The organism is Streptomyces sp. NPDC002513 (assembly GCF_053595355.1).
In genome coordinates this window covers 163,547-181,380 of record NZ_JBSFXK010000001.1, presented here as the reverse complement: position 1 = coordinate 181,380, position 17,834 = coordinate 163,547, and the positions used below count along the sequence as shown (strand labels likewise).

General features: G+C 71.0%; 13 protein-coding genes, 1 tRNA gene and 1 pseudogene. 7 read left to right on the top strand and 8 right to left on the bottom strand.

Annotation, left to right across the window (positions count from 1 at the left end; translation table 11 throughout):
- Positions 1–59: 59 nt before the first annotated feature.
- Entirely contained in the window at positions 60–1,178 is a 1,119-nt protein-coding gene (locus ACWD5Q_RS00880; protein WP_451424932.1) for an amidase domain-containing protein, read from the top strand.
- A 67-nt stretch (positions 1,179–1,245) separates the two neighbouring features.
- On the opposite strand, the gene ACWD5Q_RS00875 is transcribed toward ACWD5Q_RS00880, so the two are convergent.
- Together ACWD5Q_RS00875 and ACWD5Q_RS00870 are read right to left on the bottom strand one after the other, a co-directional pair.
- A complete protein-coding gene (locus ACWD5Q_RS00875; protein WP_451424831.1) occupies positions 1,246–2,772 on the bottom strand; it encodes a hypothetical protein in 1,527 nt (508 codons plus the stop codon).
- A gap of 169 nt (positions 2,773–2,941) precedes the next feature.
- On the bottom strand, positions 2,942–4,396 hold the full coding sequence (locus ACWD5Q_RS00870) for an amino acid permease (protein WP_451424830.1): 1,455 nt from the start codon (positions 4,394–4,396) through the stop codon (positions 2,942–2,944).
- Positions 4,397–4,546: 150 nt separating this feature from the next.
- Here ACWD5Q_RS00870 and ACWD5Q_RS00865 point away from each other — a divergent pair, with 150 nt between their 5' ends.
- Positions 4,547–5,392: an IclR family transcriptional regulator gene (locus tag ACWD5Q_RS00865; RefSeq protein WP_451424829.1), complete on the top strand. Its 846-nt coding sequence runs from the start codon at positions 4,547–4,549 to the stop codon at positions 5,390–5,392.
- Between the two features lie 3 nt (positions 5,393–5,395).
- Here ACWD5Q_RS00865 and hutC read toward each other — a convergent pair whose 3' ends face one another.
- The gene (gene hutC, locus ACWD5Q_RS00860; RefSeq protein WP_451424828.1) at positions 5,396–6,151 is read right to left on the bottom strand and encodes a histidine utilization repressor; all 756 of its coding nucleotides are present in this window, start codon (positions 6,149–6,151) and stop codon (positions 5,396–5,398) included.
- 215 nt (positions 6,152–6,366) lie between these two features.
- On the opposite strand from hutC, the gene hutU reads away from it, so the two are divergent.
- Together hutU and hutG are read left to right on the top strand one after the other, a co-directional pair.
- Positions 6,367–8,052, top strand: a complete 1,686-nt coding sequence (hutU, locus tag ACWD5Q_RS00855) for a urocanate hydratase (protein WP_451424827.1) — start codon at positions 6,367–6,369, stop codon at positions 8,050–8,052.
- A gap of 5 nt (positions 8,053–8,057) precedes the next feature.
- The gene (gene hutG / locus ACWD5Q_RS00850; RefSeq protein ID WP_451424826.1) at positions 8,058–9,038 is read left to right on the top strand and encodes a formimidoylglutamase; all 981 of its coding nucleotides are present in this window, start codon (positions 8,058–8,060) and stop codon (positions 9,036–9,038) included.
- Positions 9,039–9,165: 127 nt separating this feature from the next.
- Here hutG and ACWD5Q_RS00845 read toward each other — a convergent pair whose 3' ends face one another.
- From ACWD5Q_RS00845 to hutH, 4 genes are all read right to left on the bottom strand, one after another.
- Positions 9,166–9,675, bottom strand: coding sequence for a HutD/Ves family protein (locus tag ACWD5Q_RS00845; RefSeq protein WP_451424825.1), 510 nt, complete (start codon positions 9,673–9,675; stop codon positions 9,166–9,168).
- 143 nt (positions 9,676–9,818) lie between these two features.
- Positions 9,819–12,584 carry an aminotransferase class I/II-fold pyridoxal phosphate-dependent enzyme gene (locus ACWD5Q_RS00840; RefSeq protein ID WP_451424824.1) on the bottom strand — a complete coding sequence of 922 codons (2,766 nt, stop codon included), beginning with the start codon at positions 12,582–12,584 and terminating at the stop codon, positions 9,819–9,821.
- Positions 12,577–13,779, bottom strand: coding sequence for an imidazolonepropionase (hutI, locus tag ACWD5Q_RS00835; RefSeq protein ID WP_451424823.1), 1,203 nt, complete (start codon positions 13,777–13,779; stop codon positions 12,577–12,579). Before hutI ends, ACWD5Q_RS00840 begins: the two co-directional genes overlap by 8 nt.
- A 147-nt stretch (positions 13,780–13,926) precedes the next feature.
- The gene (gene hutH, locus ACWD5Q_RS00830) at positions 13,927–15,462 is read right to left on the bottom strand and encodes a histidine ammonia-lyase (RefSeq protein WP_451424822.1); all 1,536 of its coding nucleotides are present in this window, start codon (positions 15,460–15,462) and stop codon (positions 13,927–13,929) included.
- Between the two features lie 129 nt (positions 15,463–15,591).
- Here hutH and ACWD5Q_RS00825 point away from each other — a divergent pair, with 129 nt between their 5' ends.
- Together ACWD5Q_RS00825 and ACWD5Q_RS00820 are read left to right on the top strand one after the other, a co-directional pair.
- Positions 15,592–16,365, top strand: a complete 774-nt coding sequence (locus ACWD5Q_RS00825) for an IclR family transcriptional regulator (protein WP_451424821.1) — start codon at positions 15,592–15,594, stop codon at positions 16,363–16,365.
- Between the two features lie 149 nt (positions 16,366–16,514).
- Positions 16,515–16,589: transfer RNA gene (locus ACWD5Q_RS00820), tRNA-Val, on the top strand.
- A 66-nt stretch (positions 16,590–16,655) separates the two neighbouring features.
- Here ACWD5Q_RS00820 and ACWD5Q_RS00815 read toward each other — a convergent pair.
- A pseudogene (locus ACWD5Q_RS00815) lies at positions 16,656–17,090 on the bottom strand (tyrosine-type recombinase/integrase); the annotation flags it as partial.
- Between the two features lie 305 nt (positions 17,091–17,395).
- Here ACWD5Q_RS00815 and ACWD5Q_RS00810 point away from each other — a divergent pair.
- Positions 17,396–17,794 (top strand): hypothetical protein, encoded by a 399-nt coding sequence (locus tag ACWD5Q_RS00810; protein WP_451424820.1) that lies wholly within the window; start codon positions 17,396–17,398, stop codon positions 17,792–17,794.
- Positions 17,795–17,834: the final 40 nt, after the last annotated feature.

Here is a 17,834-nt window from a genome sequence, read left to right as displayed (position 1 = left end):
CAAGAAGATTGAGCCGTAAGAGGCGTCGGGCCACCATCATCACCGCGGCGGCCGCCTCGGTGGCTGCCGGAGTGGCCCTGGTGCCCAACTGGAGCGCGGGCGCGGCGGTGACCGACGACCCGACGGTGGACCCGGCGACCAAGGCCACCTTCCAGCGGCTGGCCGACGCGGTCTTCACCGACCGCACCAACGCTCTGGTGGACGCCAAGGGCGGGCAGGGGGAGGGGCCCCAGCTCACGTCCGGCTTCTCCGGCAGGGTGCGCCTGTCCGGCACGCAGTCGCACCAGGAGAACTCGGCGCTGTCCGAACTGCGCGGCCGCAAGACCCGCCTCGCGAAGCTGGGCGAGAAGTACAGCGCGGGCAGCACCGGCGTCACGCTGGACGCGACGCAGGTGAAGGGCCGGCGCGCCACGGTCGACGTCACCGAGACCACCACCCTGACGTACGCGAAGACCAAGGGCTCCGAGCCGAAGACCACCGGCTTCCAGGCCCACCACGAGCTGACCTTCAAGGCCGACCGGCACGGGGACTGGCAGCTGACCGGTATCCGTGACACCGACGACGGCTACCTCGCGGTGAACCAGGTGGCCAAGCCGGCCGTCGCCGAGCCGAAGACCGCCGCCGACGACGCTCCGCCCGTGGCGCCCCGCTCGGCCACCACGCTGCCCGCGCCCGCCAAGCCGAAGAACTTCTCCGCCACCGGCTACGACTACAAGGCCATGGCGGCGTACGCGCAGAAGTACTGGAAGCAGTACAACCCCGACTACCCCGACTTCAACGGGCAGGGCGGTGGCGGTGACTGCACCAACTTCGTCAGCCAGTCCCTGAAGGCGGGCGGCTGGAAGCACGTCCCCGGCTACACGTCGGACTTCCACAAGTGGTTCGGCAACGCCGACATCCAGTCGGACTCGTTCGTCGGCGTCAACGAGTTCTCGTGGTTCGCCCTGTCCTCCAAGCGGGTCACCAGCCTCGCCAACGTCTACCAGCTGGACGTCGGTGACGTGCTGCAGATGGACTTCAACAAGGACGGGTCGAAGGACCACTCCATGATCGTCACCTATCGCAGCCCGCAGGGTGTGCCGTACGTGACGTACCACTCCACCAACACCTACAACCGGTCGGTGGCAAGCATCATCGCGTCCTACCCCAACGCGGCGTACTACGCCTACCGCACCTGAGCGGTGCCTGCCGGAGCGGGGGCCGGCCCCGGACGGTGACGGCCCCCTCCCTGTCAGGGGGACGGGCTCAGTGGCCGGCCCCCCGCTCCTGCCGGATCTGCGTGACCACCCCGGCCACCGTCTGCCGCACCGCCTCGGTCTCCGTCAGGAAGTGCCAGTAGTCGGGGTGACGGCCCTGGAGCGAGGCGACCGCGCGGTCCAGCCGGGCCACGGCGTCGTCCAGCGGGCGGGCATCGCGCGGATCGGGCGTCGTCCGGCCCGCCATGGCCAGCCGCTGCGCGTCCCGGATCGCGAACCGGGTCCGGTCGATCTCCTGCTGCGGATCCTTCTGCACGGCGTTCAGCCTCGTGAGGCGGTCCCCGGCGGCGGACACGGCCTCGTCCGTCGTGTTCAGCAGCGCCCGTACGGTCGCGAGCAGCGACATCGCGTCCGCCCAGCGCTGGGCGTCCCGCGCCGTCTGCGCCTCGTTCAGCTTCTGCTCCGCCTGCCGCACGGCCTCGGCGGCCTGCTCCGGCACCCGCTGGAGGTCCTGCCAGCAGGCGGCCACGAACCGCCGCCGCAACTCGCTCAGTACGGGCTGCACCTGCCCGGCGCGCGTGGTGAGCGCCTGCGCCCGGGTGCGCAGGGACACAAGCCGGTGATCGATCTCGGCGACCTGCTCCGGCAGCCGCTCGGCCTCCACCCGCACGGCCTCGGCCTCCCGCGCGACCCGCTCGGCGCGCTCCAGGGTCTGCGTCACACCGTGCTGTCCCGCGCCCTGGTTGAGCTTGGTCAGCTCCGGGGCCAGGGCGGCCAGCCGGGCCGCGAGGTCGTCGGCCCTGAGCCCGGATGCCCGGGTGCCGTCCAGGGCGTTGCTCGCGGCGAGCAGCGCCTGGCGGGCGCGCTCCACGGCCGGGGCGACCCGGGCCAGCCGGGTCTCGGCCTTGCCGAGCAGCGGACCGAGGCTCTCGCCGAAACGTTCCAGCTCCTGCTTGACCCGGCCGAGTTCGTCCGTGGCGGCGACGAGATCGGCCCGGGCGCGGGAGGCCACGGAGGCTTCGAGATCCACCCGGTCGAGATCGTGGGCGTCGACGGCCTCGATGTACCGGTGACTGGCCTCGTCGATGCGCCGCCCGAGCGCCTCGAAGTCGGCGACGACGCGGCGGGCGGCGGGGGAGTCGTCGACGGCGGTGATGGTCTCGATCGAGATCCTCAGATCCCGCTGGGCGGTGTCGAGCTCGTAGAACGCGGCCGCCGCGGCGTCCTTGGCGGCCTGCGCCTCGGCCCGCAGCCCCTCGGCCCGCCCTCCGAACCACCGTCGCGTGCCGCCCCCGGCGAACGCGGCGGGAAGCACCAGGGCGGCGACGAGGGGGAGGGCGAGAAGCACGAGGGTCTCGCGGACGGGGGTGGGTGCGGTGACGGGGCAGGTGGCGCGGGCCGTGGGCGCGGTGACCGGGCGCGGCGTGGTGGTGCGACCGGTGGACGGCGAGGCGGACGACGGTGAGGGGCCGCCGGGGGCGGGCCGGTGAACGCCGCATGGCGCGAAAGGCGTGCACGGCTGCGGTGGTGTGGCCTGTGGTGGTGTGGCCGTCACATCCCTCTCCCGTGCTGTCATCCGCCCTGCCCGGTGTCATTCTCCCACCGGTTGAGGACGAACACACGGGCCGGTCGGTTCACGGTGCGCCCGGTCCACCGCCGTCTCCCGCCCGGCTACTGCGCCGCCCGTACGGTGACCGAGCCGTCCGACGTCCGTGAGCAGGCCGAGGGCGCTCCCCGGTGGCTGTTCATCGCGGTACGCCGGCCGGCCCCTCCAGATTCGCCAGGTCCGCGTCCCGGGGCGTGTCCGCCGTCTGCTCCCGGACGGTCCCGGGCCGGGGGGCGGGACGCCGCGGTCGGACCCAGAGTGCGTAGACGCTCGCGAGGAGTGCCAGCCAGACGGCGCCGACGACCAGGGCGACACGCGTGCTCTCCTGGAAGCCGAGCAACACCAGGACCGCGGTCATGAAGACGATGGCGGCGATCTGACCGTAGGGCCAGAAAGGGGCAGGGAACTTCAGGGCCGCCGTCTCCTCGGCGGACATCGCCTTGCGCGCCTTGACGTGGGTGAGCAGGATCATCAGCCACACCCAGACGGTGGCGAAGGTGGCGATCGAGGCGATGACGAGGAAGATCTCGCCGGGCATGAGGACGTTCATCAGCACGCCGAGCAGCAGGGCCCCGATCATGACGAGGGTGGTCACCCACGGCACGCCGTTGCGGGTGACGCGCAGCATGACCGCGGGGCCCTGTCGCTGCTGTGCCAGGCCGAACATCGTGCGGCCCGCGGCGAAGATGTCGCTGTTGATCGCCGACAGAGCGGCGGTGAGGACGACCAGGTTCAGCACGGCGGCCGCGGACTTGAGCCCGACGCCGGCGAAGATCTCGACGAAGGGGCTGCCCGAGGCGCCGATGTTCTGCCAGGGGGTGATCGACATGATCACAGCCAGTGTCAGGACGTAGAAGAGGATGATCCGCAGGGGGATGGAGTTGACCGCGCTCGGGATGGTCTTCTCGGGGGACTGGGCCTCACCCGCCGTGACACCGATGATCTCCGTGCCGCCGAAGGCGAACATGACCACGGCGAAGGAGAAGACGAACCCGTCGGCGCCGCCGGCGAAGAAGCCGCCGTTGCTCCACAGGTTCGACAGGCCGATGTGGCCGTGGCCGTTGCCGAGGCCGAAGACGATCACGGCGATGCCGGCCAGAATCATCGCGACGATGGCGACGATCTTCACCAGGGAGAGCCAGAACTCCAGCTCGCCGAAGACTTTGACGCTGACGAGGTTGAGCGCGCCGATGAGGAGGACGGCGGCCAGCACCCAGATCCACCGTGGCACGTCGGGGAACCAGAAGCCCATGTAGATGCCGACCGCGGTGATGTCCGCCACGCAGACGATCACCATTTCGAAGGCGTACGTCCAGCCCGTGGTGAATCCGGCGAGCGGCCCGAGGTGCTTGGTCGCGTACTCGCCGAAGGAGCCGGCGCTCGGGGAGGCCACGGCCATCTCGCCGAGGGACCGCAGCACCAGGAAGACGGCGGCTCCGCCGATCAGATAGGCCAGGAGGACCGCGGGCCCGCCGGCCCGGATGGACTCGGAGGAGCCGTAGAAGAGCCCGGTGCCGATCGCGGAGCCGAGGGCGATGAAGCGGATGTGCCGGGAACGGAGCCCTCTGCTCAGGCCGGCGGTGTCGGTACGCAAACGAGTGTCTCCCTCTTCGGGGTGTGCGCCGGAAGGCATGACGGAGCGACGTCCGTCTCGTCGAGCGCGCCGGTCCCGTCGTCAGGGCTCCCGGCGGCGGATGGCAGCCTGTATATTCCTGTCTATACAGGAGCGTCAAGAGGTGGTCCCATGAGTGAACGCGGGGTGGCGCCGGGTACGGCGCCGACATCGAGCGCGTCACCGGCCGTCGGCCGGGCGCTGGACATCCTGGTGTATCTCGCCGGGCGCCCCGGGCTGGTCCAGGCCGCGACGCTCGCCCGTGACCTGGGCATTCCACGGTCGTCGGCGTACCACATCCTCACCGTTCTGGCCGACCGCGGCTTCGTCACCTACGTGCCGGCGGAGCAGGCCTACGGACTGGGCGTCACCTCCTTCGAGGTGGGCTCCGCCTATCTGCGCCATGAGCCCCTGGAACGGCTCGCCCGCCCCGTCCTGCGCACCCTCGCGAGCCGCCTCGGCCAGACCGTGCACCTGGGGATCCTGCACGGCGCGGAGACGGTCTACCTGCTCAAGGAACAGCCGCCCACGGGCCGGGCCGGTGACATCGACATCGCCCTCGTCACCGACATCGGCGTCCGCCTGCCGGCCCACCTCACGGCCAACGGGCGCGCCATCCTCGCCCACACCTCCGAGGCACAGCTCCGGGCGTTGTTTCCCCGGCCGGGCGACCTGACCACCCGCACGGGCAAGGGGCCCCGGACGCTACCGGGGCTGGTCGGCGAGCTGGCACAGGAGCGGGAGCGCGGCTGGTCGCAGGAGGTCGAACTGGTCACCCAGGGGTTCTGCTCGATGGGGGTGGCGGCGTTCGACCACAACGCGCGGCCCGTCGCGGCGATCAGCAGCACCTGGCGTCGTCACCACTGCCGGCACGACACGGAGCAGGTGCGGGACATCCTGCGGCAGGGTGCCGCACGGCTCACCGCGGCTGTCTCGGGTCATGCGCCGGCCACCGGGGCGGGGGCGGCGGCCGCGTGAGCGTCAGTGCGCGGCGAACGCGCCTTCGAGGCGGTAGCGGGAGCCGGGGTGCAGCAGCCGGACGATGCTGACGAGCGCGTCCCGTGACCAGGTGCGGCGGTGGATCAGCAGGCACGGCTCGGACGGCGCGATCCCCAGGATCGCGCACTCCTCCGACGACGCCAGCACCGCCTCCACGATGTGCTCGCCCCTGCCCAGCGGCGCGACCTTGGAGAGGAACGTGAACGGCGTCTGCCGGGTGAAGTCCTGCTCGAGATAGCCCGGTGCGAAGGCCGGATTGACGTAGCGGTCCTCCAGTTGGAGCGCCACCCCGTCCTCGTAGTGCACCACCCGCGAGTGGAAGACCGGCTGTCCCTCGCCGAGACCGAGGTGCGCGGCGGTCTTCTCGTCGGCCCGCTCCTCCCGCACGGACAGCACACGGGCCTCGTACCGGTGGCCGCGGTGGTGTACCTCGTCGGCGATGTTGTGCACCTCGAGCAGCGCGGAGCTGGCCTTCCTCGGGGCGACGAAGCTGCCCACCCCCACGACCCGCCGGATGACGCCCTCGGTGGCCAGCTCGCGCAGGGCACGGTTGACCGTCATACGGGACAGGCCGAGCGCTTCGCCGAACTGGCTCTCCGACGGCAGGGCGTCGTCCTCACGCCAGTGGCCGCCCGTGATCTGCTGGGCGACGAGGTCCTTGACGCGCTGGTAGGCGGGAGCGGAACCGGCCGTGCGCTGCTCGTACAACCGGCCGAGCTCCGCTGGATCCACGACCACGCCTGCCACCGTCCTCGTCATCGGCTCCGCTGCCGCCGCCTCGTACCGATGTGGATCCTAAGGGAGAGGTGCTCCTCACCTCATAGAAGGGCCGATGCCGTGGGAGGCAAGGAAGGGTCTCGGATCCGAGAAACCCTGAGGGCGCCGCTGGTTCCGCGTCCGCCGCTCCCGTGTCATGGGAGGGCAACGGCTCGAAACCTCCCCGAGGAGTGAACATGACCAGCGTTTCCAGCGAAGTACCGGGCGTCGTCCGGGCCCCGCGCGGCACCGAACTGAACTGCCTGGGCTGGCAGCAGGAAGGCGCCCTGCGGATGCTCATGAACAACCTCGACCCCGAGGTCGCCGAGCACCCTGAGAACCTCGTCGTCTACGGCGGCACCGGGAAGGCCGCCCGCAACTGGGAGTCGTACGACGCCATCGTCCGTACGCTGAAGACGCTGAAGGACGACGAGACGCTGCTGGTGCAGTCCGGCAAGCCCGTCGGCGTGATGCGCACCAGCGAGTGGGCGCCGCGCGTGCTGCTGGCCAACTCCAACCTGGTCGGCGACTGGGCCAACTGGGAGGAGTTCCGCTCGCTGGAGGCCCGGGGACTCATCATGTACGGCCAGATGACGGCCGGGTCGTGGATCTACATCGGCAGCCAGGGCATCCTGCAGGGCACGTACGAGACCTTCGGCGCCGTCGCCCGCAAGAAGTTCGGCGGCAGCCTGGCCGGCACCATCACCCTCACCGCCGGCCTCGGCGGCATGGGCGGCGCCCAGCCGCTCGCCGTCACCATGAACGACGGCGTGGCCATCTGTGTCGACTGCGACCCGACCCGCATCGAGCGCCGCATCGCCCACCGCTACCTCGATGTCGCCGCCGACGACCTGGACCACGCCCTTCGCCTCGCCGTCGAGGCCCGCGACGCCCGCAGGCCGCTCTCCATCGGGCTGGCCGGGAACGCCGCCGAGGTCTTCCCGGAGCTGCTTCGGCGGGGCGCGCCCATCGACATCGTCACCGACCAGACCAGCGCCCACGACCCGCTGGCCTACCTCCCGATCGGCGTGAGCGTGGAGGAGTGGCACGAGCAGGCCCGCAAGGACCCGGCGCACTTCACCGAGCGGTCCCGTCAGTCCATGGCCCGGCATGTCGAGGCGATGGTCGGCTTCCTCGACGCCGGCGCCGAGGTCTTCGACTACGGCAACTCGATCCGCGACGAGGCCCGCAAGGCCGGCTACCAGCGGGCGTTCGACTTCCCCGGTTTCGTGCCGGCGCACATCCGGCCGCTGTTCGAGGAGGGCCTCGGCCCCTTCCGCTGGGCCGCCCTCTCCGGTGACCCGAAGGACATCGAAGCCACCGACAAGGCGATCATGGAGCTTTTCCCGGAGAACGAGCACCTGCACCGCTGGCTGAAGATGGCCGGCGAGCGCGTGGCGTTCGAGGGTCTGCCCGCCCGCATCTGCTGGCTGGGCTACGGCGAGCGGCACCGCGCCGGTCTGCGCTTCAACGAGATGGTCGCCTCCGGCGAGCTGTCCGCCCCCGTGGCCATCGGCCGCGACCACCTCGACTCCGGCTCGGTGGCGTCGCCCTACCGCGAGACCGAGTCCATGCTCGACGGTTCCGACGCCATCGCCGACTGGCCGCTGCTCAACGCCCTGGTGAACACCTCCTCCGGTGCCTCCTGGGTCTCCATCCACCACGGCGGCGGTGTCGGCATGGGCCGCTCCATCCACGCCGGCCAGGTCTGCATCGCCGACGGCACCGAGCTCGCGGCCCAAAAGCTCGCCCGCGTCCTGACCAACGACCCGGGCATGGGCGTCATCCGGCACGTCGACGCCGGTTACGAGCACGCCACCTCGGTGGCCAAGGAGCGCGGCGTGCGCATCCCGATGACGGAGACCGAGGGCGGCGCAGCGTGAGTGTCGTGCAGACGCACCCGGAGGCCCCGCACGTTCGCACGGACGTCCCGGCCACGCCGTGGACCGGACGGGACGACGGCCCCGGCGCCGAGAACCTGCGCTGGCACAAGGCCGTTCACCTCGACCCGGCCACGGCAGAACCGGCGGATGTCGCCTTCGTCGGCTTCCGCAGCGACGAGGGCGTACGCCGCAACAAGGGCCGGCAGGGCGCCGCGAACGGCCCGGACGCCCTGCGCCGCGCCCTCGCGTCGATGGCGCTGCCGAAGCCGCTGCGGGCGTACGACGCCGGTGACATCGAGGTCGCCGGGGACGGCGAGGACGGCCTCGAGGCGGGGCAGCAGCGCCTGGGACGCGCGGTCGCGGCGCTCGTCGACCGCGGTCACCCGGTGATGGTGCTGGGCGGCGGGCACGAGGTCGCGTACGGCAGCTACAGCGGGCTGGAACAGACGCGGGCGCTGCGTGAGGGCGGCCGTCTCGGGGTGCTGAACCTCGACGCGCACTTCGACCTGCGCGACGACGTCCGCCCCAGCTCCGGCACGCCGTTCCTGCAGATGGCGCAGAGCGAGGAGCGGCACGGCCGGGAGTTCAACTACTGGGTGCTGGGTGTCAGCCAGCCGAGCAACACGGAGCGGCTGTTCCGCACCGCGGACACGCTCGGGGTCCGCTATCTGCCGGACACCGAGTGCGGTCTGCTCGACCTGGCGCGCACCGAGAGGTTCGTCGACGAGTTCCTCGCGAGCTGTGACGTCGTGCATCTGAGCATCGACCTCGACGTACTGCCCGCCGCCGTCGCACCGGGCGTCAGCGCCCCCGCCGCCTACGGGGTGCCGATGGAGGTCATCGAGCGCGTCTGTCACCGAGTGGCGGCGAGCGGCAAGCTCGCGGTCTGCGACATCGCCGAGCTGAACCCGGACTTCGACGTGGACCAGCGCACGGCCCGCGCCGGCGCACGCCTGATCCACCGCATGGCGACCGCGCGGGTGTGACACCCCGCGGGCGGGCGACCGGCCCGTCCCTGAACAGGCCGCCAGGCCGTGCGAAGCTGATGAAAGCCGCGGCCTGGCGGCCGCGGCTTTCTTGACGAGGCCGAGCGACCCGGCCCGGCCCGACCGGTCAGCGGCCGGGCAGGTCGGTGAGGGTGACGACGGCCAGGACGCCGTCGACGCTGAAAGAGGCGTGGTCCTCATCGGAGAGCAGGACCGCGTCGAACCGGCCGAGGGGTACGAAAGCCTGGTGGAGCACGGCCCATCCCTCCAGGACGACTGCGAGGACGCGGGTTCCGGGAGAAGAGCGTACGGAGGTGGGCGCGCGTTCGATCCGGACCTGTGCCCTCATCCGGGAGCGCCGGACCATCACGTTGAAGTCGACGATCGGCCCGTCGAGCAGCTCACACTCCGTGGCGGCGTCACCGGAGAAGGAGAACGGCTCGTACGGAGCGTCCATCACGTGCGCCACCCCGTCGACCGTGAGGGCCATGCCCGGCCCGTCGACGACGGTGATGACCCTGTCGACGCCCTCGAAGGCGGAGAACGGTCCGCCGCGAGCGACATCGGCGATGCTGACCCGCCAGGCGAAATCGTCCAGCCCCGCCCCCTCCGGGTGGACGGCGACCTCCCATGTCACGCCCCCACCGTTCTTCCACGGCGCGGGCGTTGTCTCCTCAGCACGCAGAATCCGCGGTGCCATGTGGTTCCCTTCTGGTCGAACGGCCGCACAACCTTCCCCTGGAACGCCAGGACCCGGGAGAAGGGACGTCTGTTCCCGGTTCACGCCTGGCGGGCCCCGACGAGCCGTGCCTTCAGCGCGGCTGCGGTGAAGACCCGGTATCCGGTCTCCGGGGCGTATCCGTGGATCTCGCGGGTGTCCAGCGCCGTCATGTAGGCCAGGACGTCCTTGCTGACCACCTGGCCCGGAACGAGCACCGGGAACCCCGGAGGGTAGGGGGTGACGAACGTGGCGGACACGACCGACCGGCCCTCGGCCATCGCGTCGGTGATCTCCCGCGCGGAGAGGTACTCGCATTCGGTGTCGTCGTAGGCGAGGAAGAACGCCGCGCGCATGTCCCCCTCGGGCGTACGGGCGCTCGGACGGAAGGCCGGATGGAATTCACTGAAGTCCGGCAGGGTGGCGGACCCGATGCCGAGGCCGTTCACCATCCGGTGGTGCGCGGCGCGTTCGCGGGGGCTCATCTCCCCGACGCGCTCCTGAAGATCCTCGGCGATCTTGACGAGCACCTCGATGAGATAGGCGACCGCGCTGCGCGTCGTACCGATGTTGGTCATGAACAGCAGCGTGTTGCGGGTGGTCTTGTTGACCTGCACGCCGTACCGGTCCATCAGGAGTTCGTGCTTGAAGGTGTCTCCGTCGACACCCGTACGCCCGATGTGCAGGGTCGCGCGGGTGGGGTCGAGGACGAACTCGTCCTCCTCCCACGCCTGAGCCATCCGCGCCAGACCGGTACGCAGCGGCTGCTCGATCCCGGAGGAACGGAAGCGCCGTGGGATGAGCTCCGGAGTGGTGAGGAAACGCAGGTAACGGCTGAGCAGCGGGTGCTGCTCGATGGCGTCCCTCAGCACGCCGGCCTGTTCGAGCTGCTTCTGGACCAGCTCGAAGCCCTCCAGCACCGCCTGCCGGCGGCCGAGGTCCATGGAGGCGAGGATCTGGTAGTTGGGCGACGTCGACGTGTGCGTCATGTACGCCTCGTGGAAGGTCTCCGCCACCTTGTGGCGGAAGTCCTGGTCGAAGACGTGGACCATGGAGCCCTGACGCAGGGACGTCAGTGTCTTGTGCGTCGACTGGGTGGCGTAGACCCTCACCCGGACCTTCTCCGGGTCGGGCATCAGCCGGTGACCGAGGAGCGTCTCGTCGTCCGGGTCGTCGCCGAGCCGCTCCCGGTGCGCGGCGTACTCCTCGGCGTACCGCGCCTGGCGGTAGCGGTCGGTCAGCGCGCGGGCCGCGTCCATCGCGGTGCGGCGGCGGTAGACGGGGTGGAAGCGGGCGAAGGCGAACCACGCCTCGTCCCACAGGAACGCCAGATCCGGCTTGAGTGCCAGGCACTCCTCCATCACCCGGGAGGGGTTGTAGACGATCCCGTCGAACGTGCAGTTGGTGAGCATGAGCAGCTTGACGCGGTGGAGGACGCCCTCCCTCTTCAGCATCAGCAGCTTCCGCTTGATCTCCTCCACCGGCACGGCTCCGTACATGCCGTACTCGTCGAGGGGATAGGCGTCGAGGTAGACGACGTGGGCGCCGGCCAGCACCAGTCCGTAGTGATGGGACTTGTGGCAGTTGCGGTCCACCAGCACGATGTCGCCGGGCCGCACCATGGCCTGCACGACGATCTTGTTGGCGGTGGACGTGCCGTTGGTGACGAAGTACGTCTGCCGGGCGCCGAACGCCGTGGCCGCCAGGTCCTGAGCCTCCCGCAGCGGGCCGGTGGGCGCGAGGAGGGAGTCCAGGCCGCCGGAGGTGGCGGAGGTCTCGGCGAGGAAGATGTTCAGCCCGTAGAAGCGGGCCATCTCCGGTATCCAGTGGGAGTTGACCACCGAGGTGCCCCGGGAGATGGGCAGCGCGTGGAAGACGCCGGTCGGCCGCCGGCTGTAGGCGCGCAGCGCTGTGAAGAACGGCGCGCGGAAGCGTTCGCCGATGCCGTGCAGGATGGACAGGTGCAGTTCGAGGAGCCCTTCACGGGCGTGGAAGACCCGCTGGAAGCACCGGCTGAGCCGGCCCGCGGTCATCTCCACGGACGCCTCGGACACCAGGTACAGATCCAGCTCGGGACGGAGCGCGAGCAGCCGGTCGCCCAGGGCCTGCGCCCGCTCCTCGCTGTGCCGACGACTCTCCTCGCCGACGTCGGCCAGGGCGGGGCCCGCGGCGGCGCCCTCGAAGAACCGCCTCACCACGCGCAGGTCGTGCCGGGACCGGTCGGCGAAGCGGTGGCGGATCACGACGGCCTGGAGACTGGAATTCACCAGCGACGCGATGACCGCGTCCTCGAAACTCGGCGCCACGACGATCTCGTACACGAACTCGTCCTCGGCACGGCGCTGTTGGTGCAGCTCCTTGCGGAGCGCCTCCTCCTCGGCCGGGTCCAGGTCACCGACGACGAGGACTTCGAAGTACGGCCTCGTCACCAGGGGCCGGGCCGCCGGGTCGTTGGCCGCCTCGCCGGCGTCGAGCGCATCGAGGGCCGCCGGAGAGGCGGTGGGAGAAGGCGCAGGGGTTGTGGTGTTGCGGTGACTGTCGCTGCCCAGTGCGCGGTTGAGGTCCTCGGCGCGCCTGGCCAGTCGCTGGTGCTCCCCGTTCTCGTACAGTCGGCGCAGCGCCTCGAGCCCGGCCGTACCGGGAAAGGCCCAGCAGTTCTCGATCGGTGCCAGCAGCCGGAACAGCTCCTCGAGCCGCGCGGCTGCCCGCGGACACGCGTCCGCGCCCTGGTCCGAGAGCTGGTGGGTGAGGTCCGCCAGCGAACTCCAGGCGTCGGCACGCAACTGCCCGACGCTGTTGTGCACACTGGCGGTCGGCAGGTCATTCACCGGGAAGGGCCCCTTCGTACGAACGGCCCGCTCGCCAGACCGCCGACACCAGCGGCACTCCCGGGCGGTAGGCCAGATGCACGTGAGAGGGAGCGTCCAGGACGACGAGGTCGGCCCGCGCCCCCGGGGAGAGGCGGCCGACGTCCGTACGGCGCAGGGCACGCGCGCCCCCGGCTGTCGCCGCCCACAGCGCCTCGTCGGGCGTCATGCGCATCTCCCGTACGGCCAGCGCGATGCAGAAGGCCATGGAACTCGTGTAGGAGGAGCCGGGGTTGCAGTTGGGCGAGAGGGCGACGGTGGCGCCCGCGTCGAGGAGACGGCGGGCGTCGGGGTAGGGCGAGCGGGTGGAGAAGTCCGATCCCGGCAGCAGGGTGGCGACGGTTTCGCCCTGGGCGAGGGCGTCGACGTCGGCGTCGGTGAGATAGGTGCAGTGGTCGGCCGAGGCGGCCCCCAGTTCGACGGCGAGCTGGACGCCCGGCCCGTAGGTGAGCTGGTTGGCGTGGACCCGCGGCGCGAGCCCTCTGGCCGCCGCCGCGGTGAGGACCGCCCGCGCCTGATCGCCGTCGAAGGCGCCCTGCTCGCAGAAGACGTCCGCCCAGCGGGCGTGCGGCGCGCAGGCGTCGAGCATGGGGCCGGTGACGAGGTCGACGTAGCCGCCCGGGTCGTCGGCGAACTCCGATGGCACGAGGTGGGCGCCGAGATAGGTGACCTCGTCGGTGTGGGCGGCGGCGACGGACACGGCGCGCGCCTCGTCCTGAACCGTCAGGCCGTAACCGGACTTGGTCTCCAGGGTGGTGGTGCCCTGCCGGAGCGCCTCGCGCACGTGACGCTCGACCGTCGCATGCAGGTGGTCGTCGTCGGCGGCGCGGGTGGCGTCGACGGTGGTCTGGATACCGCCGGCCGAGTACGGGCGCCCCGACATGCGGGCGTTGAACTCGGCCGTGCGGTCCCCGGCGAAGACGAGGTGGGAGTGGGAGTCCACGTAGCCGGGGATCACGGCCCGGCCACGGGCGTCGACCCGCTCGTCGGCCACCGGGGCGTGGGCGGCGGGGCCGGCCCAGACGATGTCGGTCCCGTCGATGAGGAGCGCGGCGTCGGTGAGAAGGCCGAGCGGACCCTCACCGAGGGCGGGGTCGTTGGTGACCAGCGAGCCGATGTTGGTGACGAGGGTGCTTGATGGATGGTGCGAATCCATGCGGGTACTCCTGGGTGGGCGTGGAGTCGGCCGTTGCGAGGCAGGGTGCGCGGGCGGTCCCGCCGAAAGGAAAAGGACCATGTCCGAACGCATCCGACAGGGGGCCGGCGGACCTGCCGGGCCCCTGGGCCCGGCAGGACGAACCGGTCAGACCAGCCGGCCGGTGACCGACTCCGCGGCGGCCAGGGCGCGGCCGGAGGTCACGTACTGGACGGTCGCCTCGATCTCGGGGGCGAGCCAGCGGTCCGTGCCGGGGCCGTCGACCGTCTCGCGCAGCCCGTCGCGCACCGCGGCCGTGGCCGGCGCCGGGGTCAGCGGGGCCCTGAGGTCGAGGGCGCGGGCCGCGGTGCAGAGCTCCACCGCGAGGACGCGGCCGAGTCCGTCGATGGCGCGGCGCAGCTTGCGGGCGGCGGCCCAGCCCATGGAGACGTGGTCCTCCTGCATGGCGCTGGAGGGGATCGAGTCGGTGGAGGCCGGTACGGCGAGCCGCTTGAGCTCGGAGACGATCGCGGCCTGCGTGTACTGCGCGATCATGTGGCCGGAGTCGACGCCGGGGTCGTCGGCCAGGAAGGCGTTGAGGCCGCGATTGCGGGCGGGGTCCAGGAACCGGTCGGTGCGGCGCTCGGAGATCGAGGCGAGGTCGGCGACCGAGATGGCCAGGAAGTCGAGCACGGCGGCGACCGGGGCGCCGTGGAAGTTGCCGTTGCTCTCCACCCGGCCGTCGAGGGTGACGACGGGGTTGTCGACGGCGCTGGCCAGCTCCCGGGAGGCCACCAGCGCGGCGTGGGCGAGGGTGTCGCGGGCCGTGCCGTGGACCTGTGGCGTGCAGCGCAGCGAGTACGCGTCCTGGACGCGGGTGCACTCCGGCCCCTTGTGGCTGGCGACGATCGCCGAGTCGGCGAGCAGGGAGCGCAGGTTGCCGGCGCTGTCCGCCTGGCCCGGGTGCGGACGCAGCGCCTGCAGGTCGCCGGCGAACACGGCGTCGGTGCCGAGCTGGCCCTCGACGCTCATCGCGGCGGCGATGTCGGCCGTACTCAGCAGGAGACGCAGGTCGTGGGCGGCGAGAACGAGCATGCCGAGCATGCCGTCCGTGCCGTTGATCAGGGCGAGGCCCTCCTTCTCCTCCAGGACGACCGGGGTGATGCCCGCGTCGGCGAGCGCCTCGGCGGCGGGCTTGCGTACGCCCTCGGCGGTGCGGACCTCGCCCTCGCCCATGACGGCGAGCGCACAGTGCGCGAGAGGGGCGAGGTCGCCGGAGCAGCCGAGCGAGCCGTATTCGTGGACGATCGGGGTGATGCCGGCGTTCAGCAGCGCCGCGTACGCCTCCGCGGTCTGCGTCCGTACGCCCGTACGGCCGGTGGCGAGAGTGGAAAGGCGCAGCAGCATCAGTGCGCGGACGACCTCCCGCTCGACCTCGGGACCCGAGCCCGCAGCGTGCGAACGCACCAGGCTGCGCTGGAGCTGGACACGCAGCTCGGTGGGGATGTGGCGGGTGGCCAGGGCACCGAAACCGGTGGAGACGCCGTAGTGGGGCTTGGCGTCGTCGGCGAGGGCCTGGACGACCTCACGACTGCGGGCGATCTCCTTGAGCGCCTCCGGGGCGAGAGCCACGGGGGTTCCGAGACGGGCAACGGACACGACTTCGTCGGCGGAGAGGGCGCCGACACCAACAACAACGGTCATGTCCCTATGAAGCCGCAGGCCGACGGGGGTCTGCGAGAGGGGCCGGGTCGATAGTGTCTGGTATCCCAGACGGGAATGTCTGGGATGCCAGACACTCGGTTTACGCCCTCACTGGATTACGCTCGGCCCATGAGCATCGTCCCGGCCGCCGCCCAGGTACTGGCCGTGCTTCGCTATCTGGCGCGGCAGGCCGCACCCGTGCCCGCAGCCGCCATCAGCCGCGACGTCGGTCTGCCCCGCTCGACGACCTACCACCTGCTCGACACCCTCGCCGCGGACGGCTTCGTCGTCCACCTGCCGGAGGAACGGCGCTACGGCCTCGGCGTCAGCGCCTTCGAACTGGCCTCCGGGTACGAGCGCCAAGCACCGTTCCAGCGGCTGGCGCGGGGCCCGCTGGCCGCACTCGTGGACCGTACCGGGCACAACGCCAACCTCGCCGTGCTGCACGGCCGCGAGGTCATCTACGTCATCGAGGAACGCGCCCCGGGCCGGCCACCGCTCATCAGCGAGGTGGGAGTGCGGCTGCCGGCCCACCTGACCGCCAGCGGCCGGGCGGTACTGGCGCTGCTGCCGCCCGCACAGGTCCGAGCGATCTTCCCGGACCGATCGGCCTTCGTACAGCGACACGGTGGCGGTCCCGCGTCGCTGACGGCGCTGCGCGGCCTGCTGGCCCAGGCGCGACGCCGTGGCTACGCGACGGAAGAAGGCGAAGTCACCCCCGGCCTCTGCTCCGTCGCCGCGCCCGTACTGGACCACCACGCCCACCCGATCGCCGGGGTCTCCGTCACCTTCCCCGGCGAATCGGCCGACGAGGCCGAAGGCCACCGGATCGCAGGCCACGTCGCGCAGACAGCGCGGGAGCTGACCCGCCGGGTAGGAGGCACCACCACGGCAGGGCGCTGACACACCCCAGAGGCTGGTGGGCGGGCCGTCGTCTGCGCGGGCCGCGGATGCGGCAGACCACCGGATCGCCGCTGGGGCTGCCCCTGCATCGGCCCCTCATACGGGTTTGCGGGGTATCCCCCAGGGCAAGGTAGGCTGTCGGCTTGTCCGGGCGCGTAGCTCAGCGGTAGAGCGCCGCCCTTACAAGGCGGATGTCGGCGGTTCGAAACCGTCCGCGCCCACCAGGACAAAGACCCCCAGTCGATCATGACTGGGGGTCTTTGACATCCGGATCTGACATCAGCGCCGGTCTACTCGCGCTGGAGACGCTTCGTGAGCAGCCGGTCCATGTGGCTGACGGCCTCGCGCTGCGTGTCCTGGACGACGTGGGCGTACACGTTCATCGTGACAGCGATCTGGCTGTGCCCCAGGATCTCCATCACGACGCGGGGCGCCACGCCGGCCGCGGTGAGCAGGGTCGCGCAGCCGTGCCGGGCGTCGTGCAGTCGGATGACCCGTAGGTCCGCGTTCTTGGCGACTCGGGTGAAGGAGCGGTACACGTTGCGTGGTTCGATCGGCCGTCCCCTACGCGTGGTGAAGACGTATCCGCTCTCCTCCCAGCGATCACCCGCACGCTCACGCATCGCGGTCTGCCGCATGCGCTGGTACCGCAGAGGGGCCACGCAGATGGCCGGCAGCGGCAGCACCTGCCTACGGCGTCGCCCCTTGGGATCGTCCTCGTACGCCTCCCCTCCGACCCGTTCGGGTACCTCACCCCTCTCGAAACCCGAGCCAGGCTTCGGCGAGACTTCACCCCCGCAGCGTAAGCATCCGCTGTCCATGATCAGGGGGGGGAACTTCAGACGCAAAATATCCCTTGCTCGCGCACAACCCTGCATGGTGTGGTGAAGACGGCGTGGGAACAAGACCCACGTCGCCATGCCCCCCGCCGACCACGGGGGACATTTCATCAGGGGGAAACTTGCGTCGCAAAACTTCGTATGCAATCAACGCGGCACTGGCTGTCGCCGTCACCAGCTCGACTCTGCTGATGCCGACCGCTTCCGCGTCCGCCACGCCCGCTTCGAGCGGCAGGGCCGTCGGCGTCGCCGCCGACAGCATCGACGCTACATGCAGGAGCCACCCCCGCAACTACGTCGTCCGGGAGTACTACCGTGGGCCGAAGTTCTACACGCTGCGCTGCGGTACCCAGACGTGGGGTTGGAAGCACATCAAGGCTGGCCATGGCTGGAACAGCACCATGGACAGGAAGATATCCGCCGCCATCTGGTCCGGGGAGCCCAACGGCCGGGGCGGATTCTCCACCTACCAAAACACCTGCCCGCGCATCGAGAAGTTCCGCACGATCATCGGAACCCCTGCCGGAACCAACGATCTCCTGACCGCGTACAAGGTCGATCGGCCCGCCGTCGCCGTCGCCAGGTGCTAACGCCTAAGTTAGAGCTGGAGTCGTGGCCCAGGGAAAGGAC

What these genes read in the sequence shown, in the direction of transcription:
- ACWD5Q_RS00875 (WP_451424831.1), bottom strand. Translation starts at nt 2,772, where the DNA reads ATGACAGCACGGGAGAGGGATGTGACGGCCACACCACCACAGGCCACA.
- ACWD5Q_RS00865 (WP_451424829.1), top strand. Translation starts at nt 4,547, where the DNA reads ATGAGTGAACGCGGGGTGGCGCCGGGTACGGCGCCGACATCGAGCGCG.
- hutU (WP_451424827.1), top strand. Translation starts at nt 6,367, where the DNA reads ATGACCAGCGTTTCCAGCGAAGTACCGGGCGTCGTCCGGGCCCCGCGC.
- hutI (WP_451424823.1), bottom strand. Translation starts at nt 13,779, where the DNA reads ATGGATTCGCACCATCCATCAAGCACCCTCGTCACCAACATCGGCTCG.
- hutH (WP_451424822.1), bottom strand. Translation starts at nt 15,462, where the DNA reads ATGACCGTTGTTGTTGGTGTCGGCGCCCTCTCCGCCGACGAAGTCGTG.
- ACWD5Q_RS00825 (WP_451424821.1), top strand. Translation starts at nt 15,592, where the DNA reads ATGAGCATCGTCCCGGCCGCCGCCCAGGTACTGGCCGTGCTTCGCTAT.
- ACWD5Q_RS00810 (WP_451424820.1), top strand. Translation starts at nt 17,396, where the DNA reads ATGCCGACCGCTTCCGCGTCCGCCACGCCCGCTTCGAGCGGCAGGGCC.